This is a genomic window from Confluentibacter flavum, assembly GCF_002843175.1.
Taxonomy (GTDB): domain Bacteria; phylum Bacteroidota; class Bacteroidia; order Flavobacteriales; family Flavobacteriaceae; genus Confluentibacter; species Confluentibacter flavum.
The window spans coordinates 57381-75195 of record NZ_PJEO01000011.1; the positions used below are offsets into that span (position 1 = coordinate 57381).

12 protein-coding genes are annotated in these 17815 nt (G+C 33.0%); 5 read left to right on the forward strand and 7 right to left on the reverse strand.

All coding sequences use genetic code 11. The features are described 5' to 3' along the window. Positions 1 to 75: 75 nt before the first annotated feature. The 5 genes from CSW08_RS02020 to CSW08_RS02040 form a co-directional block, all read right to left on the reverse strand. Entirely contained in the window at positions 76 to 2814 is a 2739-nt protein-coding gene (locus tag CSW08_RS02020) for a gluzincin family metallopeptidase (protein WP_238987178.1), read from the reverse strand. Positions 2815 to 3017: 203 nt separating this feature from the next. Further along, positions 3018 to 3707, reverse strand: coding sequence for an LOG family protein (locus tag CSW08_RS02025; RefSeq protein WP_106658243.1), 690 nt, complete (start codon positions 3705 to 3707; stop codon positions 3018 to 3020). Between the two features lie 51 nt (positions 3708 to 3758). Then, positions 3759 to 6590 carry an excinuclease ABC subunit UvrA gene (uvrA, locus tag CSW08_RS02030; RefSeq protein WP_106658244.1) on the reverse strand — a complete coding sequence of 944 codons (2832 nt, stop codon included), beginning with the start codon at positions 6588 to 6590 and terminating at the stop codon, positions 3759 to 3761. A gap of 75 nt (positions 6591 to 6665) precedes the next feature. Further along, positions 6666 to 7145 (reverse strand): septal ring lytic transglycosylase RlpA family protein, encoded by a 480-nt coding sequence (locus CSW08_RS02035; RefSeq protein WP_106658245.1) that lies wholly within the window; start codon positions 7143 to 7145, stop codon positions 6666 to 6668. Between the two features lie 168 nt (positions 7146 to 7313). Then, positions 7314 to 7682, reverse strand: coding sequence for a hypothetical protein (locus CSW08_RS02040; RefSeq protein WP_106658246.1), 369 nt, complete (start codon positions 7680 to 7682; stop codon positions 7314 to 7316). A 417-nt stretch (positions 7683 to 8099) separates the two neighbouring features. Between CSW08_RS02040 and CSW08_RS02045 the strand changes: the two genes are divergently transcribed. The 3 genes from CSW08_RS02045 (at position 8100) to CSW08_RS02055 (ending at position 12783) form a co-directional block, all read left to right on the forward strand. Then, positions 8100 to 8624: a hypothetical protein gene (locus tag CSW08_RS02045; protein ID WP_106658329.1), complete on the forward strand. Its 525-nt coding sequence runs from the start codon at positions 8100 to 8102 to the stop codon at positions 8622 to 8624. A 151-nt stretch (positions 8625 to 8775) separates the two neighbouring features. Next, a complete protein-coding gene (locus tag CSW08_RS02050; protein WP_106658247.1) occupies positions 8776 to 11100 on the forward strand; it encodes a VWA domain-containing protein in 2325 nt (774 codons plus the stop codon). A 66-nt stretch (positions 11101 to 11166) separates the two neighbouring features. Continuing rightward, positions 11167 to 12783: a carboxypeptidase-like regulatory domain-containing protein gene (locus CSW08_RS02055; RefSeq protein WP_106658248.1), complete on the forward strand. Its 1617-nt coding sequence runs from the start codon at positions 11167 to 11169 to the stop codon at positions 12781 to 12783. 25 nt (positions 12784 to 12808) lie between these two features. On the opposite strand, the gene CSW08_RS02060 is transcribed toward CSW08_RS02055, so the two are convergent. Beyond that, positions 12809 to 13198 (reverse strand): transmembrane 220 family protein, encoded by a 390-nt coding sequence (locus CSW08_RS02060; RefSeq protein ID WP_106658249.1) that lies wholly within the window; start codon positions 13196 to 13198, stop codon positions 12809 to 12811. A gap of 237 nt (positions 13199 to 13435) precedes the next feature. Between CSW08_RS02060 and CSW08_RS02065 the strand changes: the two genes are divergently transcribed. Beyond that, positions 13436 to 15346 (forward strand): 3-keto-disaccharide hydrolase, encoded by a 1911-nt coding sequence (locus CSW08_RS02065; protein ID WP_106658250.1) that lies wholly within the window; start codon positions 13436 to 13438, stop codon positions 15344 to 15346. 17 nt (positions 15347 to 15363) lie between these two features. Then, on the forward strand, positions 15364 to 17325 hold the full coding sequence (locus CSW08_RS02070) for a plastocyanin/azurin family copper-binding protein (protein WP_106658251.1): 1962 nt from the start codon (positions 15364 to 15366) through the stop codon (positions 17323 to 17325). Between the two features lie 57 nt (positions 17326 to 17382). Here CSW08_RS02070 and CSW08_RS02075 read toward each other — a convergent pair whose 3' ends face one another. Beyond that, on the reverse strand, positions 17383 to 17805 hold the full coding sequence (locus tag CSW08_RS02075; RefSeq protein WP_106658252.1) for a DoxX family protein: 423 nt from the start codon (positions 17803 to 17805) through the stop codon (positions 17383 to 17385). Between the last annotated feature and the right edge of the window lie 10 nt (positions 17806 to 17815).

Sequence of the window (17815 nt, forward strand, 5' to 3'; positions counted from 1 at the left end):
TCAAAGATGAAAATTGCATTAGATAATTTATGAAATGAATCATTTCATTTAAAAATGATTAAAAATTTAACAGTTTTAATACCAGCGTCTTCTAAATAATCCTAATAAAACTTGAGGATCTACCGTAAACTTAAATCTAATTTTTTGTGAATAATGAGGTTGCGCTAATTCCCAACCTAAATTGGAATAAATAGGAAGATAAATTTCAAAATAATCGGTTACTAAATTGATTCTTATACCAGAGCCGTACACAAATTTAGGATTACTGTATTTGTTTTTAACAATACCAACATCGCCATAGGCTAAAATGTAATTCCAAAGGGTGGTACTAGTGTTTATTGTTGAAATCCATTGATTTGCAAAAGAAGGATCTAACTTAGATTTAAATCCCCCTTCGGCTTCTATATATTGCTGACTAAAAATACCTGAAGATTCAGAACGTCCTAGATAATTATAATCAAATAAATAATCTGTAGGCCTATCTAATGCGAAACTAAAATAGTTAGAATTGGCATCATTTTTATTATTTAAAAACGCCCCCGTGAAAAACCGCAGATTAAATTGGCGATTGCTTTCAAAGAGCTTTCTGTATTCATAATTAAAAGACACTTTGCTAAAGGTTTCTGCTATTTGAAAATCTGCTACCCATTTATTGAAATTAATCAGATTGTCATTTGAACTAATGAAATTAACATTAAATACACCATAATTTGGTTTTGTGATATTCAGTAGATGAGACGTGTCTTCGTCTCTTTGGATGTTAACATATCTAAATTTCAAGGCTTTTCTATTATTAGAGCGAAAGTCATCATCTTCTCTAAAAAGGAAAGAGACTGAAGGCATTAATTGTCTAACAAATAAATTCCTAGCATAAGAGCTGTATGAACCGCTTAAACCGAAACTCATGTAGTATAAGTTGTTATTTTCAATATTGTGAATATAAAAAACAGACCCAGAACCCGTAAAGGATTTAGAATTAAGCGAATATTTAGGCTGTATTTTATAGTTGAAAGGTCTTCTTAACAAGGTGCCATTATATATTTTAGCACCCATTGTGACACCATCATAAATATTATTAAATTCTAACAGGGGCATAAAAAAAACTTGACTATAATTTGGGTCTTCTACGTCTTTAAAAAGTCTAAATTGCAGTGGTTTATTATTAAAAAAGAATCCTTTTAAAGATTTCCAATTATCCCTTAAATTATATTCAGGAATGACTTGATTATAATTTAAAACCAATTTATTGGCATTATTTCGTGGGATGGAAATCGTTTTTTCTTCTTTAATATTCTCTATCCATGTTTTAGATACGATGCTATCATTATTTAATGCGTATAATGATATGGGCATATTGTTGTCCCTTTTGTTTTTAATGGTTAACCGAATAGAATCTTCGGTCTTTTTTACATTTTTTATTTTATAATCTATCTTTTCGCGAGTTTTTATATAATCGTTAAAAAACCAGTCAATATTCTTTGACGTTTTAGATTTTATAAAAGTTTCAAACTCTTTGGGCGATGTAGGTTTAAGTTTGGTACTTGCTAAATAATATTTTAAAGCGTTTTTTACAATATCATGATTTACAAAATCATCAAGGTATTCAAAGCCAATCCCAGCTTTGTATTTATTAGCGATATTTTTGTTGAATTTTAATAAAGAATCTTTAGCCATAGCTAAAGGCTGATCCCTGTTGGTTCTAGCCATAAGCATATAGGCTAGATCGTATTTGTCATTATATTTTAAATCGGCTGCATGAAAGGATCTAATGCCCCAAATATTGGCAATAGAACCCAAAAATTTCATATCTGGATAATTTTCTTCAATATAATTAATCATGTAATACATTTGAATACCATCAATAAGCCATTGGTCTTCTCTTGGATGGATGAGTAATGTATTTTCCAAATAATTTTGTAGGCCTATTTTTAATAATTTTAATTCATAATTAAAACTATCAGGGTAGGTGCGAATGAACTTTGGTAAAAAATTAAGTCCGTATACAGGCTCTTTTTCAATATCTATTTGAGATAAAAGAAGTTTTTTATGGGGATATTCACCAAGATTGGTTAATATAAATTTAGAGACTTTCTCAATGGTTAAGACTTTATCTACAAGACTTAATCCTTCATCATTAATATTGGTGACAAACGCTAAATTTTCATTTTCTAAGGTTTCAAAAGTTTTAATTTTATTTATAAATAGCTTGTTGTTAACTCTATTGTTTCCTTTTAATATAACTTTCTGTTTATCATTTATTTGGGATATCTCATCTATATCTAATTCTGAAGTAAGATAATATCCTTTTGGGTAATCAATTTCTAATCTAATATCTGATTTGGGAATGAATAAATCATCTAAATTTTTATTGCTATAATAGTGCCATTCACCATCGTAAACGGCAGGTGTTATATACCAATATCTTAAGTTTGTATCACCAGTAGGTGTCATGCCATAATTTGTAAATTTATCACTGGGAATTTTTACAATATATTGAAGGTCTATAGTATAAACATCATTAGGTTTTAAAGGTGAAATCAAATCAACTTTTATAACATCTATTTGATTTTTAAGTTGGTTGTAGACTACATCCTGATTGTTCTGCTTAATGGATGTAATTACCGAATAACCTCTATCTTCATTTTTGGCTAAATGAAAATCATTAATATATTCATCTGCCAATCGTTCGGCCAACGCTGTTTTTTTAGTTGCATAACTTTGGTTCCAATCGTTTAAATATATGCTTTGTAATGTGTCTTGCGAGGTGTTTTGGTATGTTATTGATTGAGAGATTGTAATTTGCCCAATTTCCATGTCAAAATCAGCTTTAAGGTCAATATTATTTTGACCAAAAACTGTTATACATGAAATGAGAAAAAGGAAATTTAGGAAACGCAATTTCAATTTACAACAACAACATTAATAGATTCATATTTTTATAAGGCATGGCAATATAGTAAATTAGTTGATTGTTTCGTTTAAGTTACATACAAACGTAAAAATCACTATTAAAGTATTTAGAAATTAGGGCTTAACGCTGAGCCATTATAGAATGAATTGAGTATACTTACCACTTCATCTTCAGTATCTACGAGATGTATTAAATCCATATCCTTAGCACTTATGTTTGCATAATCATCTAAAAGCGTTGCTTTTATCCAATCCAATAATCCTTTCCAAAACGTTGTTCCCACTAGAATAATTGGAAATTTTTCAATTTTGTGGGTTTGTATTAATGTGATGGCCTCAAACAATTCGTCTAAGGTTCCGAACCCGCCAGGCATAACCACAAAGCCTTGTGAATATTTAACAAACATAACTTTACGAACAAAAAAGTAGTCGAAATCTAAGTTCTTATCAGAGTCTATGTATGGGTTATCATGTTGTTCAAAAGGCAAATCAATGTTTAAACCTACCGAGGTGCCACCAGCTAAATTAGCTCCTTTATTGCCCGCTTCCATAATACCCGGGCCACCTCCTGTAATAACACCGTAACCTGCTTCAACAATACGCTTTGAAATTTTTTCTGCAAGAAGGTAGTTTGGGTCTTCAGATTTTGTTCTTGCTGAACCAAAAATGGATACACAAGGTCCTATTAAACCCATCTTTTCGAACCCATAAACAAACTCTCCCATGATTTTAAAAATCGCCCAAGAGTCGTTGGTTTTTATTTCATTCCATCTTTTATGGTGTTTATCTTGTGTCATAGATTTTCAATGTTTTATTTTAGATTAATATTTCTATATAACCAGAATGTATCAATTTAATTCTTTTTTTAGAAATTTTGCTGTGTAACTTTTTTTATGTTTTGCAACCTCTTCTGGTGTACCTTCAACAATTATTTGTCCGCCACCTTTTCCGCCTTCATAACCAATGTCTATTATGTGGTCAACGGTTTTAATAACATCCAGATTATGTTCAATGATAACCACGGTATTCCCTTTATTGGCTAACCTGTTAAGGACAATCATTAGCACTCTAATGTCTTCAAAATGAAGTCCCGTTGTGGGTTCGTCCAATATATAAAAGGTGTTTCCCGTATCACGTTTGCTTAACTCTGTTGCCAGTTTTATACGTTGGGCTTCACCACCTGAAAGTGTAGTACTTTGTTGTCCTAAGGTAATATAACCCAACCCTACATCTTTAATGGTTTTAAGTTTATTATAAATTTTGGGAATGTGTTCAAAAAAATCCACAGCCTCATTCATGGTCATATTAAGCACATCGCTAATGGATTTTCCTTTATAGCGAATTTCCAGTGTCTCTCTATTAAAGCGTTTCCCTTGACAGGTTTCGCATTCTACATAAACATCTGGTAGAAAATTCATTTCTATAACTCGTAAACCACCGCCTTGGCAGGTTTCACAACGCCCACCAGCTACATTAAAACTAAAACGCCCAGCTTTATAACCACGAATCATAGCTTCGGGGATTTTTGCATACAGGGCTCTAATTTCGCTAAAGGTTCCAGTGTAAGTTACTGGGTTGCTTCGAGGTGTTCGGCCAATGGGAGATTGATTGATATCGATAACTTTATCAATATGTTCTAATCCTCTTATGCTTTTATAGGGCATTGGTTTTTTTACACCGTTAAAATAATGTGCATTTAAAATAGGGTATAAGGTTTCATTTATTAGGGTGGATTTTCCACTACCGGAAACTCCTGTAACTCCAATCATTTTTGCCAAAGGAAACCTTACGGAAACATTTTTTAAATTATTTCCCGTGCAGCCTTTTAATTCTAAAAACTTGCCATTGCCTTCTCTACGTTTTTTGGGAATTTCTATTTGTTTGGTGCCATTTAAATAATCCGCAGTAAGTGTATGGTGGGTTAAAAGTTCTTTAGGTGTACCAATACTGATGATTTCTCCACCAAATTTGCCCGCTTTCGGACCTATATCAATTACATAATCGGCACGCTCTATCATATCTTTATCGTGTTCAACAACAATAACTGAATTCCCTAAATCCCTTAATGATAGTAATGAATTGATTAATTTTTCATTATCACGTTGGTGAAGCCCAATGCTAGGTTCATCTAATATATAAAGTACACCAACCAGTTGAGAGCCAATTTGGGTAGCGAGACGAATACGTTGCGCTTCACCACCGGATAGTGATTTTGAGCTTCGGTTTAAGGATAAATAATCCAAGCCAACATCCAATAAAAACTGTAATCTAGCTTTGATTTCTTTAATAATTTCTTCAGAAATTTTTAATTGTTTTTCAGAAAGATGATTATGCAAATCGTTAAACCAATTTGTTAGTTCAACAATATCTGAATTGGCTAATTCCGCAATATTTTTATTGTTTATTTTGAAATATAGTGATTCTTTTTTTAGTCTGGAACCTTGGCATTCGGGACAAACAATTTTATCCATATAGTCTTTCGCCCAGCGTTTTAAAGAGGTAGATTCTGCTGTCTTATATTGATTTTCAATAAAGTTGGCAACGCCTTCAAAATCAATTTTATAATCACGTGTAACCCCCAATGTTTTACTTTCCACCGAAAATTTTTCATTGCCACCATACAAAATCATTTGTTTGGCGTCTACAGGAATATCTTTATAGGCATCAGTCAATTTAAAATTAAAACGTTGGGCAATGGTTTCAAATTGTTTAAATATCCAACTGTTTTTTTCTGGACCATGAGGAGCTAATGCACCACTTTTGATAGACAAAGTTTCATCTGGAATGATTTTCTTGGTGTTAACTTGATACAATTCACCAATACCATTACAATGGTCGCATGCGCCTTTAGGTGAATTAAATGAAAAGTTATTAGGTTCTGGATTGGGGTATGAAATCCCCGAGGACGGACACATTAAATTTCTGCTAAAATATCGTACTTCGTTAGTATCTTGGTCAATCACCATCAAAACATCTTCACCATGATACATCGCTGTATTGATGCTTTCCGTTAGGCGTTTATCGTTGTCAATGGTGTCATCAATTTTTAATCTATCAATTACGATTTCAATATCATGCATTTTGTAACGATCCAGCATCATGCCTTTGGTGATGTCTTTTATGTCGCCATCGGTTCTTACCTTTACAAAACCTTGTTTGGCAATTTGCTCGAACAATTCACGGTAATGTCCCTTTCTTGAACGAACAACAGGCGCTAAAATATTGATACGTTTATCTTTAAAATTAGTAATAATAAGGTCTTTAATTTGCTCATCATTATAACTTATCATTTTATCGCCCGTATTGTAACTATAGGCATCACTGGCGCGAGCAAATAATAAACGAAGAAAATCGTAAATTTCGGTAATGGTGCCCACCGTGGATCGAGGCGATTTACTGGTTGTTTTTTGCTCGATGGCAATAACAGGTGATAAACCATCAATTTTATCAACATCAGGACGTTCCAATCCACCTAGAAATTGTCGGGCATATGCCGAAAAGGTTTCTATATAACGACGCTGTCCTTCGGCATAAATAGTATCAAAAGCTAATGATGATTTCCCACTTCCAGATAAACCAGTAATAACCACTAATTTTTCACGAGGAATCGATACATCAATATTCTTAAGATTGTGCACTCTGGCACCTTTTACTTCAATAAAATCCTCAAATTGGCTCATAAATTGGCAAAAGTGCAAAGGTACAATTTTAGTTATTAAATTTATGTGAAGATTTAACTCTAAAAAGAAAACTAGTTACTCTTTCAAAACTTCAAGATGAACAATTAAAAAGCCAGTTAGTTTGTGTTTTGTTATTTCCATAAAGGCTATTTTTGATAAATCAATTTCTCTATCTTTAACAAAAGGACCTCTATCGTTTACCGTTACGATTACAGATTGGTTATTAACCGTATTTGTTACCTTAATTTTAGTTCCAAATTTTAACGTTCTATGGGCTGCGGTATATAAATTATTATCAAATTTTTCACCACTAGCAGTTTTTCTACCATTAAATTTATCGTGGTAGTAAGAGGCATGCACATTTTCTTTATAAGTTATGTATGTGAGTGAGGAATCTACGGCAATAGTATCAGTTAAAACAGTATCTATATATATGGTATTAAAATGTGATGTATTGTTTGTGCTTATTTTAGAAGGCGTATTAATAAAACTAGTTAAAAAAATAAGTAAGCACACAAAACTTATGGTTTTAATAAATAATACGAGTAGCTTCATGTTTTTAAGTTTACTTATTATAAGACTAATATAGCTTTAATAGTTTAAAAATAAGTTTAAAACGAAACCGTTCTGTTTTTGTTGTAATGTGTTAAGGTATTTTAAGTAATAAAAACAAAAGAAGCTACATAAAATATGTAGCTTCAATACATGTTTAATAAAATAATATTATTGGTTTGCGATTGAAATTTCACCGGCATTTAATGATTTTTCATAGTTTGCCCTTACCTTTTTTACGAATCCAAAGAATTGTGTATTGTCTTTTTTCTCTAAAATCACATAGGTATTTCCGTTAGATTTGGTTATCACTTCTTTGACTACTACATGATTTCCATGAACACTTTTGTAATTAGCAACTCGTCCTCTTTTGGCAATCATATTTAACTTGGGAAAAAAGATATGATTATATTCACTTCCAGAAGGTGTGTTGATTACCAATACGTCGCCTACTTGTGGTTCATTTTGGTTTGGTAAGGGGTTATTATTGGCAAATGAAAGACCAACAACAAAAAACAGTAAATAGCATATTTTTCTCATAATTCATAAGTTTTAAATGGTTAAAATTATTTATTTGTCACGAAAATAGCTCTTGGGTTGCATATTTTAAAATCTGTTAAGACTAATTAACTTTTGTGTTTTTTAGTTGTTTTTTCTTTGATGCCCTATAGGTTTAGGGGTTAATTTTATCCTTTAATTGAAGTTTTCATTTCATGTGCTTGGGAACAAATAGCACATTGGTTTTTGGCGTAGATTTACATGTGGATACCCCATAAAAAAGCAGGGTTAATACTTTATAAAATAAATGTGAAGTTTAACATATTGTTAATATTTTATTTATGATTTTTCTTTCAAAAGGAATCAACCAAATATTAATGTTCCTTTGTAAATTTTAATGTTTTGTTTCATAAACTTTTTTTATAATTGCAGTAGAAAGATATTTAATATATGGCTACTATGAAATTATTAGGAATTGGCTCTCGAATTAACCATTCGGAATATGGAAAAGGCGTTGTCACCAATGTGACCTCGCAGCATTATTGGGTAACATTTATTGAAAACGGATTGGAAACCATTGATTTAGATAGTGAATTTGAGGTCATTGAAGCAGCCGAGGGCGATGTGGATACCGTTAGTTTTTTTGATATAGAAAGCAGTTTGGTAGATATCCTTAAAAAGTGGAGCGATGTTAGTGAAGTAGTTCCCATTGCAGATAAATACAAAGGTGGAAGACTTATTTTAGAACCTGCTGATACCAATTTAAAACCTTATGAGTTGCCCATCGATACATTTTTTCATAAAATTACCATGGTGCGTGATAGATTACGGGTTATGGAACAACGTATAAATGCCAGTGATTTAGACGAACAAAGTAAAATAGATTTACAGCAATACATCACTCGAATTTATGGTAGTTTAACTAGTTTTAATATTCTCTTTAAATCTAAAAGCCATCAGTTTGTGGGACAAAAAGGAAGTTAGGGCATTTTAATATAGAATGAGTTTATGAAGGCTAAACGTAAGTTTGGCTTTTTTTATACTTCACTCATTCAAAAGGCGATTTCACTCATTATTGGTTTTATAATAAGATTGTTGGGTTTAGTTTTAAGCTAAACTTTTAAAATCGACTATTATGAAAACACTATTCACATGCTTACTTGTACTGATTTCTTCCATACAATTAAACGCCCAAGACCGATTGATTATTGGCAAGGTTACGGATTCAAACGATGGTTCACCTTTGCCTGGTGTTACCATTTTGGTAAAAGGAACTACAAACGGGGCAGCAACAAATTTTGATGGACTTTATCAAATTAAAGCAAAAGACTCAGATGTTTTGGTGTTTGCTTATATTGGTTATGAAACTAAAGAAATAAAAGTTGGATCCTTAACAACAATTGATGCAGCTTTAGAAACTTCAAAAGAAGCTTTAGAAGAAGTAGTCGTTGTTGGTTATGGGATACAAAGGAAGAGCTATAGTACAGCTTCAGTTACATCTGCTTCTGCTTCAGAAATAAAACGACAAAAGCAAAAAGCTTATCACAACCAATTGGCTGGACAAATACAATCTACGCCAATTACCCAAGCGTTAGCGGGAAGGGCGGCAGGGGTACAAATTACTGAAGGAAGTAACGATAAAAGTACCAGAATTTTAATTAGGGGACAGGCTTCTTTAACTAAGAATTCACAACCTTTATTAGTGGTTGATGGTTATGTAAGATCTTATAATGATTTAGAGGGACTTAATCCTAAAGATATTCAAAATATAGATGTGTTAAAAGATGCTTCAGCAACGTCACTATACGGAAATAGAGGTGCTAACGGAGTTATTGTTATTTCAACTAAAGGTAATTCTGAAACATTGAAAAATGAACCCTTGTATATTGTTGATGGGGTGCCCATAAAAAAAGAAAATAATCATATAATTAAAAATTTATCAGAAACGGACATAGATAGTAAAATTGCATACAACAAATCTGAGGCCAAGGAAAAGTATGGACAAATAGCTAAAAATGGATGTGTGGTGATTACAACCCATAATGGGAATTTCAGGTTGAATAATGAAGAAAGTTATGCGGTTATAGAAGAAAATAATTTTGAAAGGACATCATTGTCACCATTATCAACCTTTTCAATCGATGTCGATAAAGCAGCGTATAGCAACATAAGACGCATGATTAATAATGGTGAATCCATCGATCCAGATGCAGTTAAAATTGAGGAAATGATTAATTATTTTGAATACAGTTATCCGCAACCAATAGGTGAACATCCATTTTCAATCAATACCGAAGTAGCGAAAACACCTTGGAATAATGACACTAAAATTGTTAAAATTGGTTTACAGGGAAAAACATTTTCAAATGATGAATTGCCACCTTCAAACCTTACATTTTTGATTGATGTTTCTGGATCCATGTCTTCAAATAATAAATTGCCATTATTAAAAACGGCTTTTAAGTTGTTGGTTAACCAACTAAGGGAAGAAGATAGAGTATCTATTGTGGTATATGCTGGTGCTGCTGGTGTGGTTTTAGAACCCACTTCAGGAAAGTATAAAGACAAAATAATTTCTGCTCTAGATAAACTGGAGGCTGGAGGCTCAACTGCTGGAGGACAAGGTATTAATTTAGCTTATAAACTTGCAGAAGAAAACTTCAAAACAAAAGGAAATAATAGAGTGATTCTTGCCACAGATGGCGATTTTAATGTAGGAGCATCGAGTGACAAAGACATGGAAAAACTAATTGAAGAAAAGCGTAAATCTGGCGTGTTTTTATCTGTGCTAGGTTTTGGTTATGGAAATTATAAAGACTCTAAACTCGAAATTTTAGCAGATAAGGGAAATGGAAACCATGCTTATATTGATAGTATGCAAGAAGCTCAAAAGGTGTTTGGGAAGGAATTTGGAGGCACTTTATTCACCATAGCGAAAGACGTTAAAATTCAAATTGAGTTCAATCCTAACAAAGTACAGGCATACAGACTTATTGGTTATGAAAACAGAATGCTGAATGATGAAGATTTTATAGATGACACCAAAGATGCAGGCGAATTGGGCAGCGGTCACACGGTAACGGCACTTTACGAAGTTATTCCAGTTGGCGTGAAAAGTAACTATTTAAAAGAAGTTTCAGATTTAAAATATACTAAATTGGAAGTTTCACAAAATCATTCAGATGAATTGTTCACGGTAAAATTCAGATATAAAAAACCAAACGGTGATAAAAGCATAGAAATGGTGCATATACAAAATGATGAAGTCAAAATGCCTTCGGAAGATTTAGAGTTTGCTTCGGCTATTGCCTTATTTGGAATGCAGCTAAGACAGTCAAAATATCATAACAATTCAAAAATAGAAGATGCAATTAATTTGGCTAACAAAGGCAGAGGAGAAGATAAAGACGGTTATCGAGCAGAATTTATAAGGCTGGTATCATCTTATAAAAATTTGTAATAATTAAATGCGACCAAAAAAGGTCGCATTTTTTTTGTATTTTAAATCGCTTAAAACCAACTAGCTATGAGAATTCCATTTATGGTCGTTTTTATACTTTTTTCCATTGCCGTGTTTTCTCAGGAAATACCGTCTAAAGATGCTGTTGATGATACATTTGTTAATTCTACTTTCGAAAAAATCACAGGGAATGTTACAGATGGCTCGGGTACACCATTATTAGGGGTAAATGTCATTGTTAAAGAAACTAAATTAGGTACACAAACCGATAGTAAAGGGCACTATTCTATAAAAGCAAAAAAAGGAAATGTCTTAGTGTTCAGTTTTGTAGGGATGTATACCCAAGAAGTAACTTTAGAAGACAAGGCAGTTGTAGATATTGTCTTTAAGGAGAATATTGAGACATTAAAAGAAGTTGTTGTGAATGTAGAAAAGATAAGCAGGAAGGAAAAAGCCAAAAGTTATGCTTCAACGGTTATTACCAGCGATAAATTGATTAAAGGAGGATACACCAATGTTATGCAAGCTTTACAAGGAACAGTAGCGGGATTTCATGGTGGATTTATAAGGGGAGGTACAACTTTTGAGGGTACACCACCGCTTTATATACTTGACGGGGCGCCAACAGATATAGGCTTTCTTGAGAATAATATTAACATAAATGAAGTAGAAAAAGTAGAAGTCATTAAAAGTGCTTCTCAATCTTTGAGATATGGACCAAGAGCCATAGGAGGAGTTGTAATAGTAACCACAAAATTTCATAACAATTTTTTGGAAGGTAACATTGGCTATTCCAACACCAATCCTAAAGTAAGCAAATATCAAGGAAGTTTACAGGTTGAAGAAAGTATGAAGGACAAGCCATATATAAAAGAACTTTCCAATGCTAATTCACTAGAGGAAGCATATAACATATATCTTGAACAAAAGGAACAATTTAGCCATTTGCCAACTTATTATTTTGATATTTACAATTATTTTAAAAAATGGAACGATAGAAATTATGGATTAAAGATATTATTCAATGATGTAATAAAAGATCATCATAACCCAGAACAACTTAAAGCTTTAGCCTATATATTGGAAGCAACAAAAGATTACAAGTTGGCAATTAACATATATAACCAAATTTTTAGATTGCTCCCAGGCGATCTCCAGTCCTTTAGGGATTTGGCACTGATTTATAAAAATATTGGTCTTGAGCAAGAGTCCACAGCAATTTTAAGTAGCCTGATATCAGATGAAAAAAATGACAATGAAGGTGTTTTAGAATTTTCGGATATAGATGATATTTTAGTGAACGATGGCGTGAATGCAACTTACGATATCAGGATTCTAGCAGATTGGAATCGATATGATGCTGATATTAATCTACAGGTAATCGACCCTTCGCGTGAGATATGTAATTATGAAAACCCAAAAACAAGGCAAGGTGGCCAACTCGCGCAGAACGTGTCACAAGGCTATGGCCCAGAAGAATTCACACTTAAAAATGCGAAAAAAGGCACTTACTTTATAATGGTTAATTATTCACTAAAAGATTCGGAAAAACCAACTATGCCAACGTATGTTAAGTTAACCATGTTCAAAGATTATGGTAAACCAACGGAAACAAAAGAAATTAAAGTTTTACAACTCTTCGAACCGCAATACGGACTTGTTATCGCTAAATTGGATCTGTAATAATTAGTTATAAAAACCGTTTTTATCACTTAAAAACAGGTCTTTTTAATTGGTAAATCAATGCTAAAACAGCTATTAATAAACCAAGAAATTCCCGCGTACCTTCTAAATAAGGCTTTTCATAAACCATTTTACCAAAGAGTTCTTCTTTGTGATCAATATTAAACCAATCATTAAAATAAGGAAAATAACTTACGGAATAAATAATTAAACCTAAAATGAGTATCCACAGCAAAATTTTGGGAATCTTTTTATAATTAGCCAGCAAACAAATTATAGCTATCATACCATAAATTGTAAACCAAACCAAAGGATCTGGGTCATTTAATTGAACTAAAGCAAATAAAACAAAAAGAATGAACAGAATGATATTTATGATTTTTCTGGATTTGTTTGTGTTTTGGTCTGCGGTCATGGTTATTTTTTTTATTATTGTAGGTTATAAATATAAAAAATATATTTGGTCATTTTCAAGGAGTAATGTTGTTGAATGTTCAAAATTTATAGTTTTTTTATTTATCACATATTCTAAAATAAGTAATTTAAATATGATTTTAAGTAATTGCCATTAAAAACAAGTTTTTTTTAAAAAAATAACTTCAAAGACAATAAGTCGATATCAGATGACCATTAAACTACAATAAATATATATATGAAACACACCACCACACTAAACTATTTTATGGCATTAGTAATTTGCTTCTTTACTTCCTGCAAAAGAGATGCTGTAGTAACTGAGGCAGTTGTCATTCCAGAAGAAGAGCCTAAACAAATAGAATTTTTGCCTTTTACTGAGTTTAATTTAAACGATTTATCTTCTTTTAAACCAACAACAAATAATTGGCAGATTGTAGGTAATGCTGTTGCCGACAGGGTTAAAGAAAGAACGTTGACCTTTTCTGAAGGAACAGGGATTTTAGTAAATTCTGGCGATAAAGATGCTAACGGACATATTTTCACGTCTTTTGAGCATGGTGACATAGAAATAGAATTGGATGTTATGATGCCCGTAAAATCAAATTCTGGATTATATTTTCAAGGCAGATATGAAGTGCAGCTATTTGATAGTTGGGGTGTTAAGGAACCACAATATTCTGATATTGGAGGGGTTTACCAAAGATGGGATGGCGCAAGAGGTCAGGGAAAAGAAGGATTTGAGGGGCAAGCGCCAAAAACCAATGCCGCTAAAGCACCTGGTTTATGGCAGCATTTTAAAATCATTTTTCATGCGCCAAAGTTCGATGCCACTGGAAATAAAATTAAAAATGCTTGGTTTGAGGAAGTTTGGTTGAATGGGGTTTTGATACAAGCTAATGTTGAGGTTTCAGGACCAACACAAGCGGCAGCTTTTGAAGATGAAAAACCTAAAGGCTCTTTAATGATTCAAGGCGATCATGGTGCTGTAGCCATCAAAAATATTCAGTATAAACTCTATGAAGACAAAAAATTTTCATTTTCCAATATAGTAAACAAAGAATTTGAAGGCAATTATCAGGCTCTAATAAATATGGATAGCATTAGACTGGCAAGTGAAAAAGAAGTTAATAATATCGATTTGTCAGAACTTGCATTAAGTAATTCAAGAAAAATTGTGTCTTATTCAGGAACTATGGATATCCCAGCTGCTGGAGTCTATCATTTTGGAATGGGATTAAATGGTGGTGGTTTATTGTTGATTGACAACGATACCATTTTTAATTTGAATGAGGATTATGGCTATGAATTCCAACAGAGATTTGTCGAGTTGACTTTGCAAAAAGGCTCCGTGCCATTTGTTTTAGTTTACAACAAAAAATTCCCATGGAGGGGAGAACTTGACTTAAAAGTGGAAGGTCCTGGAATACAAAGTTATACCCTTCTGGAACCCATAACCGACACAAGACCTAGAAGACCACAACCAGAAAGAATTCTTATCGAACCTAAAGAAGATATCATTGCCCAAAGAACCTTTATTATGCATAAAGACATAAAGAAGGTATTTAGCATTTCTGTAGGTAGCCCATTTGGTATTCATTATGCATTCGATTTATCAAGAGGGTCGTTATTAATGGCCTGGGATGGTCAATTTTTAGATGCAACCCCCATGTGGGAATCTAGAGGTGAAAGTCAATTGGTGGAGCCAAATGAATTTCATGTGGCAATTCATGGAGGTTTTGAATTTGCCTATTTGGAAAGTGAAGATTCCAATTGGCCAAGTATGGACGACGATATTGGTTTTAAACAGTTGGGTTATGAGTTTAATCAAGAAGGAATCCCCATGTTTTTAAGTCAAATCAATGGAACAAGTATTACCAATACATTTAAACCATCATCTAGTCAGCGTAAAATCGAACGACATATCGTTGTAAATGCTGATAAAACTATTTGGCATAAACTAGCCGAAGGGGAACGTATTGAAACATTGCCAAACAATACCTATATAATAAACGATGAAAGTTATTATGTTGATGTATCTGGAAGCAGTAAGTTCAAACCAATTATTAGAACCATCAATGGTATGGATGAGCTTATCGTGAAAATTCCAGCAGGGAAACAAAATATTAACTACAGTATTATCTGGTAATCTTAAAGAAAATAATCATGCAAAATATAAATAAGATATTAAAATTAGTATTGTCTTTTTGTTTGTGCCAATTGTCTTTTGCACAGGTATCAAATGATTTACAGAAAAAAGAGTCTGAGTACTACAAAATAATCACGGTGCCAATTCCTAATGATGTTATTCTAGAAGTTGGGGGATTGTCTTTAACAGATGATGATAAATTAGGGGTTTCAACCAGAAGGGGAGACGTTTGGTTAATTGATAAGCCGTATAGCCAAAGCCCCACCTATAAAAGATATGCTCATGGATTACACGAACCATTAGGGTTAGCTTACAAAGCTAGCGGATTTTATCTATCTCAAAGAGGAGAACTTACCCGATTAGAAGATAAAAATAATGATGGTGTAGCTGATGTATATAAAACCGTTTATTCATGGCCTTTGTCGGGAAATTATCACGAATACTCCTACGGTCCAAAATTCATGAAAAATGGTGATATGTTGGTCACTTTAAATCTTGGGTGGATTGGTCATGGTGCTAGTTTAGTGAAATGGCGAGGATGGATGTTAAAAATTACTCCTGAAGGAGCCATGACACCTATAGCAACCGGATTGCGTTCGCCAGCTGGTTATGCCATTAATGGTGATGGTGATATATTTTATACTGAAAATCAAGGAGATTGGGTCGGTTCTGGTAGAATGACACATCTGGAAGTTGGAGATTTTGCAGGAAATCCGGAAGGATTAAGATGGACAGGCGAAGCTGAATCTCCAATAAAAAATTTAAAATTTGAAGATATTGAACCGGAATCTGGACTGACTTTGTATGAATATGCAAAAAAAGTACCAGCATTAAAAGCCCCAGCTATATGGTTTCCTCACACTATTTTAGGGATTTCAACATCAGACATGCTATACGATACAACTAAAGGTAAGTTTGGTCCATTTGAAGGACAGATATTTGTTGGCGACCAAGGTCACAGTAAAATTATGCGTGTTTATATGGAAAAAGTGAACGGTGTATATCAAGGTGCTTCGTTTGGGTTTAAAGAAGGGTTTTCTTCGGGAATTTTAAGAATGATTTGGGGAAGTGATAACAGTATGTTTGTTGGTATGACAAGTAGAGGATGGTCATCGACAGGGAAAGAGGACTATGGATTACAACGTTTGGAGTGGACAGGAAAAACTCCTTTTGAAATAAAAACCATGAACGCTTTAGCAGATGGCTTTAAGTTGGAGTTTACGAAACCAGTAAACAAAAAAATGGCTGAAGATACCGCCTCTTATAAGTTAACAACATTTACATACTTGTATCATTTAACGTATGGTAGTCCTATTGAAGACCAACAAAGCGCCATGATACATAAAGCAGAAGTATCAGAAGATGGCATGTCGGTTAAACTTACGGTGCATGGTATGAGATTAGGGTTTATACATCAATTGGAAATTCCGAATTTAAAATCCACTACAGGAGAATTATTGTTGCACAACACAGGGTATTACACTTTAAATGAAGTTCCTGGAGGTGTTTTAAAATCATCTCAAATGAATGAGATGAAAACATCAGGAAAGGTCGTTGATCAACCTAAAAGAGTTACTAAAATACCTAGTGCTTGGGCAGGTAAAATTGACAAAAAACTATTGGTGGGAACCATTCCTGGATTAAAATATGATGTCACTGAATTGGTTGTTGATAGAAATAGCAAAATTGAGCTGACTTTAAATAATAATGACGATATGCTCCATAATGTGGTTGTTACTAAGACAGGAGCAGACACACCTACAAAAGTTGGGGAAATGGCATTGAATTTAGGCTTGGATGGCCCAGACCTTAACTATGTTCCAAATTCAGATTTAGTATTATTCCATACGGGTATTGTTGGTCCAGAAAGTTCTGAAAAAATTTATTTTCAAGCACCTAGTGAACCAGGGACCTATTGGATTGTTTGTACATTCCCAGGGCATTCAATGACCATGAGGGCAAAGTTCATTGTGAAATGATACTATTCTTTTATTAGATATTTAAGTAAAAAAAGGGCAGCAAATAGTTGCCTTTTTTTATTGCTGCATTTTAAAATAATAATCTAATGAATGCTTGCCCGAACCATATAATAAGAAAAATGAACAAATGAATAAAGTAATTATAGCCAACATTAAATTACCAGTATTCATTTCTCCCATGAAATTGATGAGGATTGCTCCAATTAAAATCGGTATTTGCGCAATAATGGCCCATCTGGTTAATAATCCAAAAGCAATTAAAATGCCGCCAAGAAAATGCGCTGGAGCAACATAGTGAACAATGATCATACCACCTGCCATATTTTGTAAAGGCTTAAATAACGACATGAGCATGGCCGTATCAGACATAAAATGAATTCCTTTAATAAATAAAAATATACCTAAAGCAATTCGAAGTAAATCAAGTGGTAAATAGGTATGACTATTTGCCCACTTATTAAGTGTTTTTATTGTATCCATGATTGAAGTT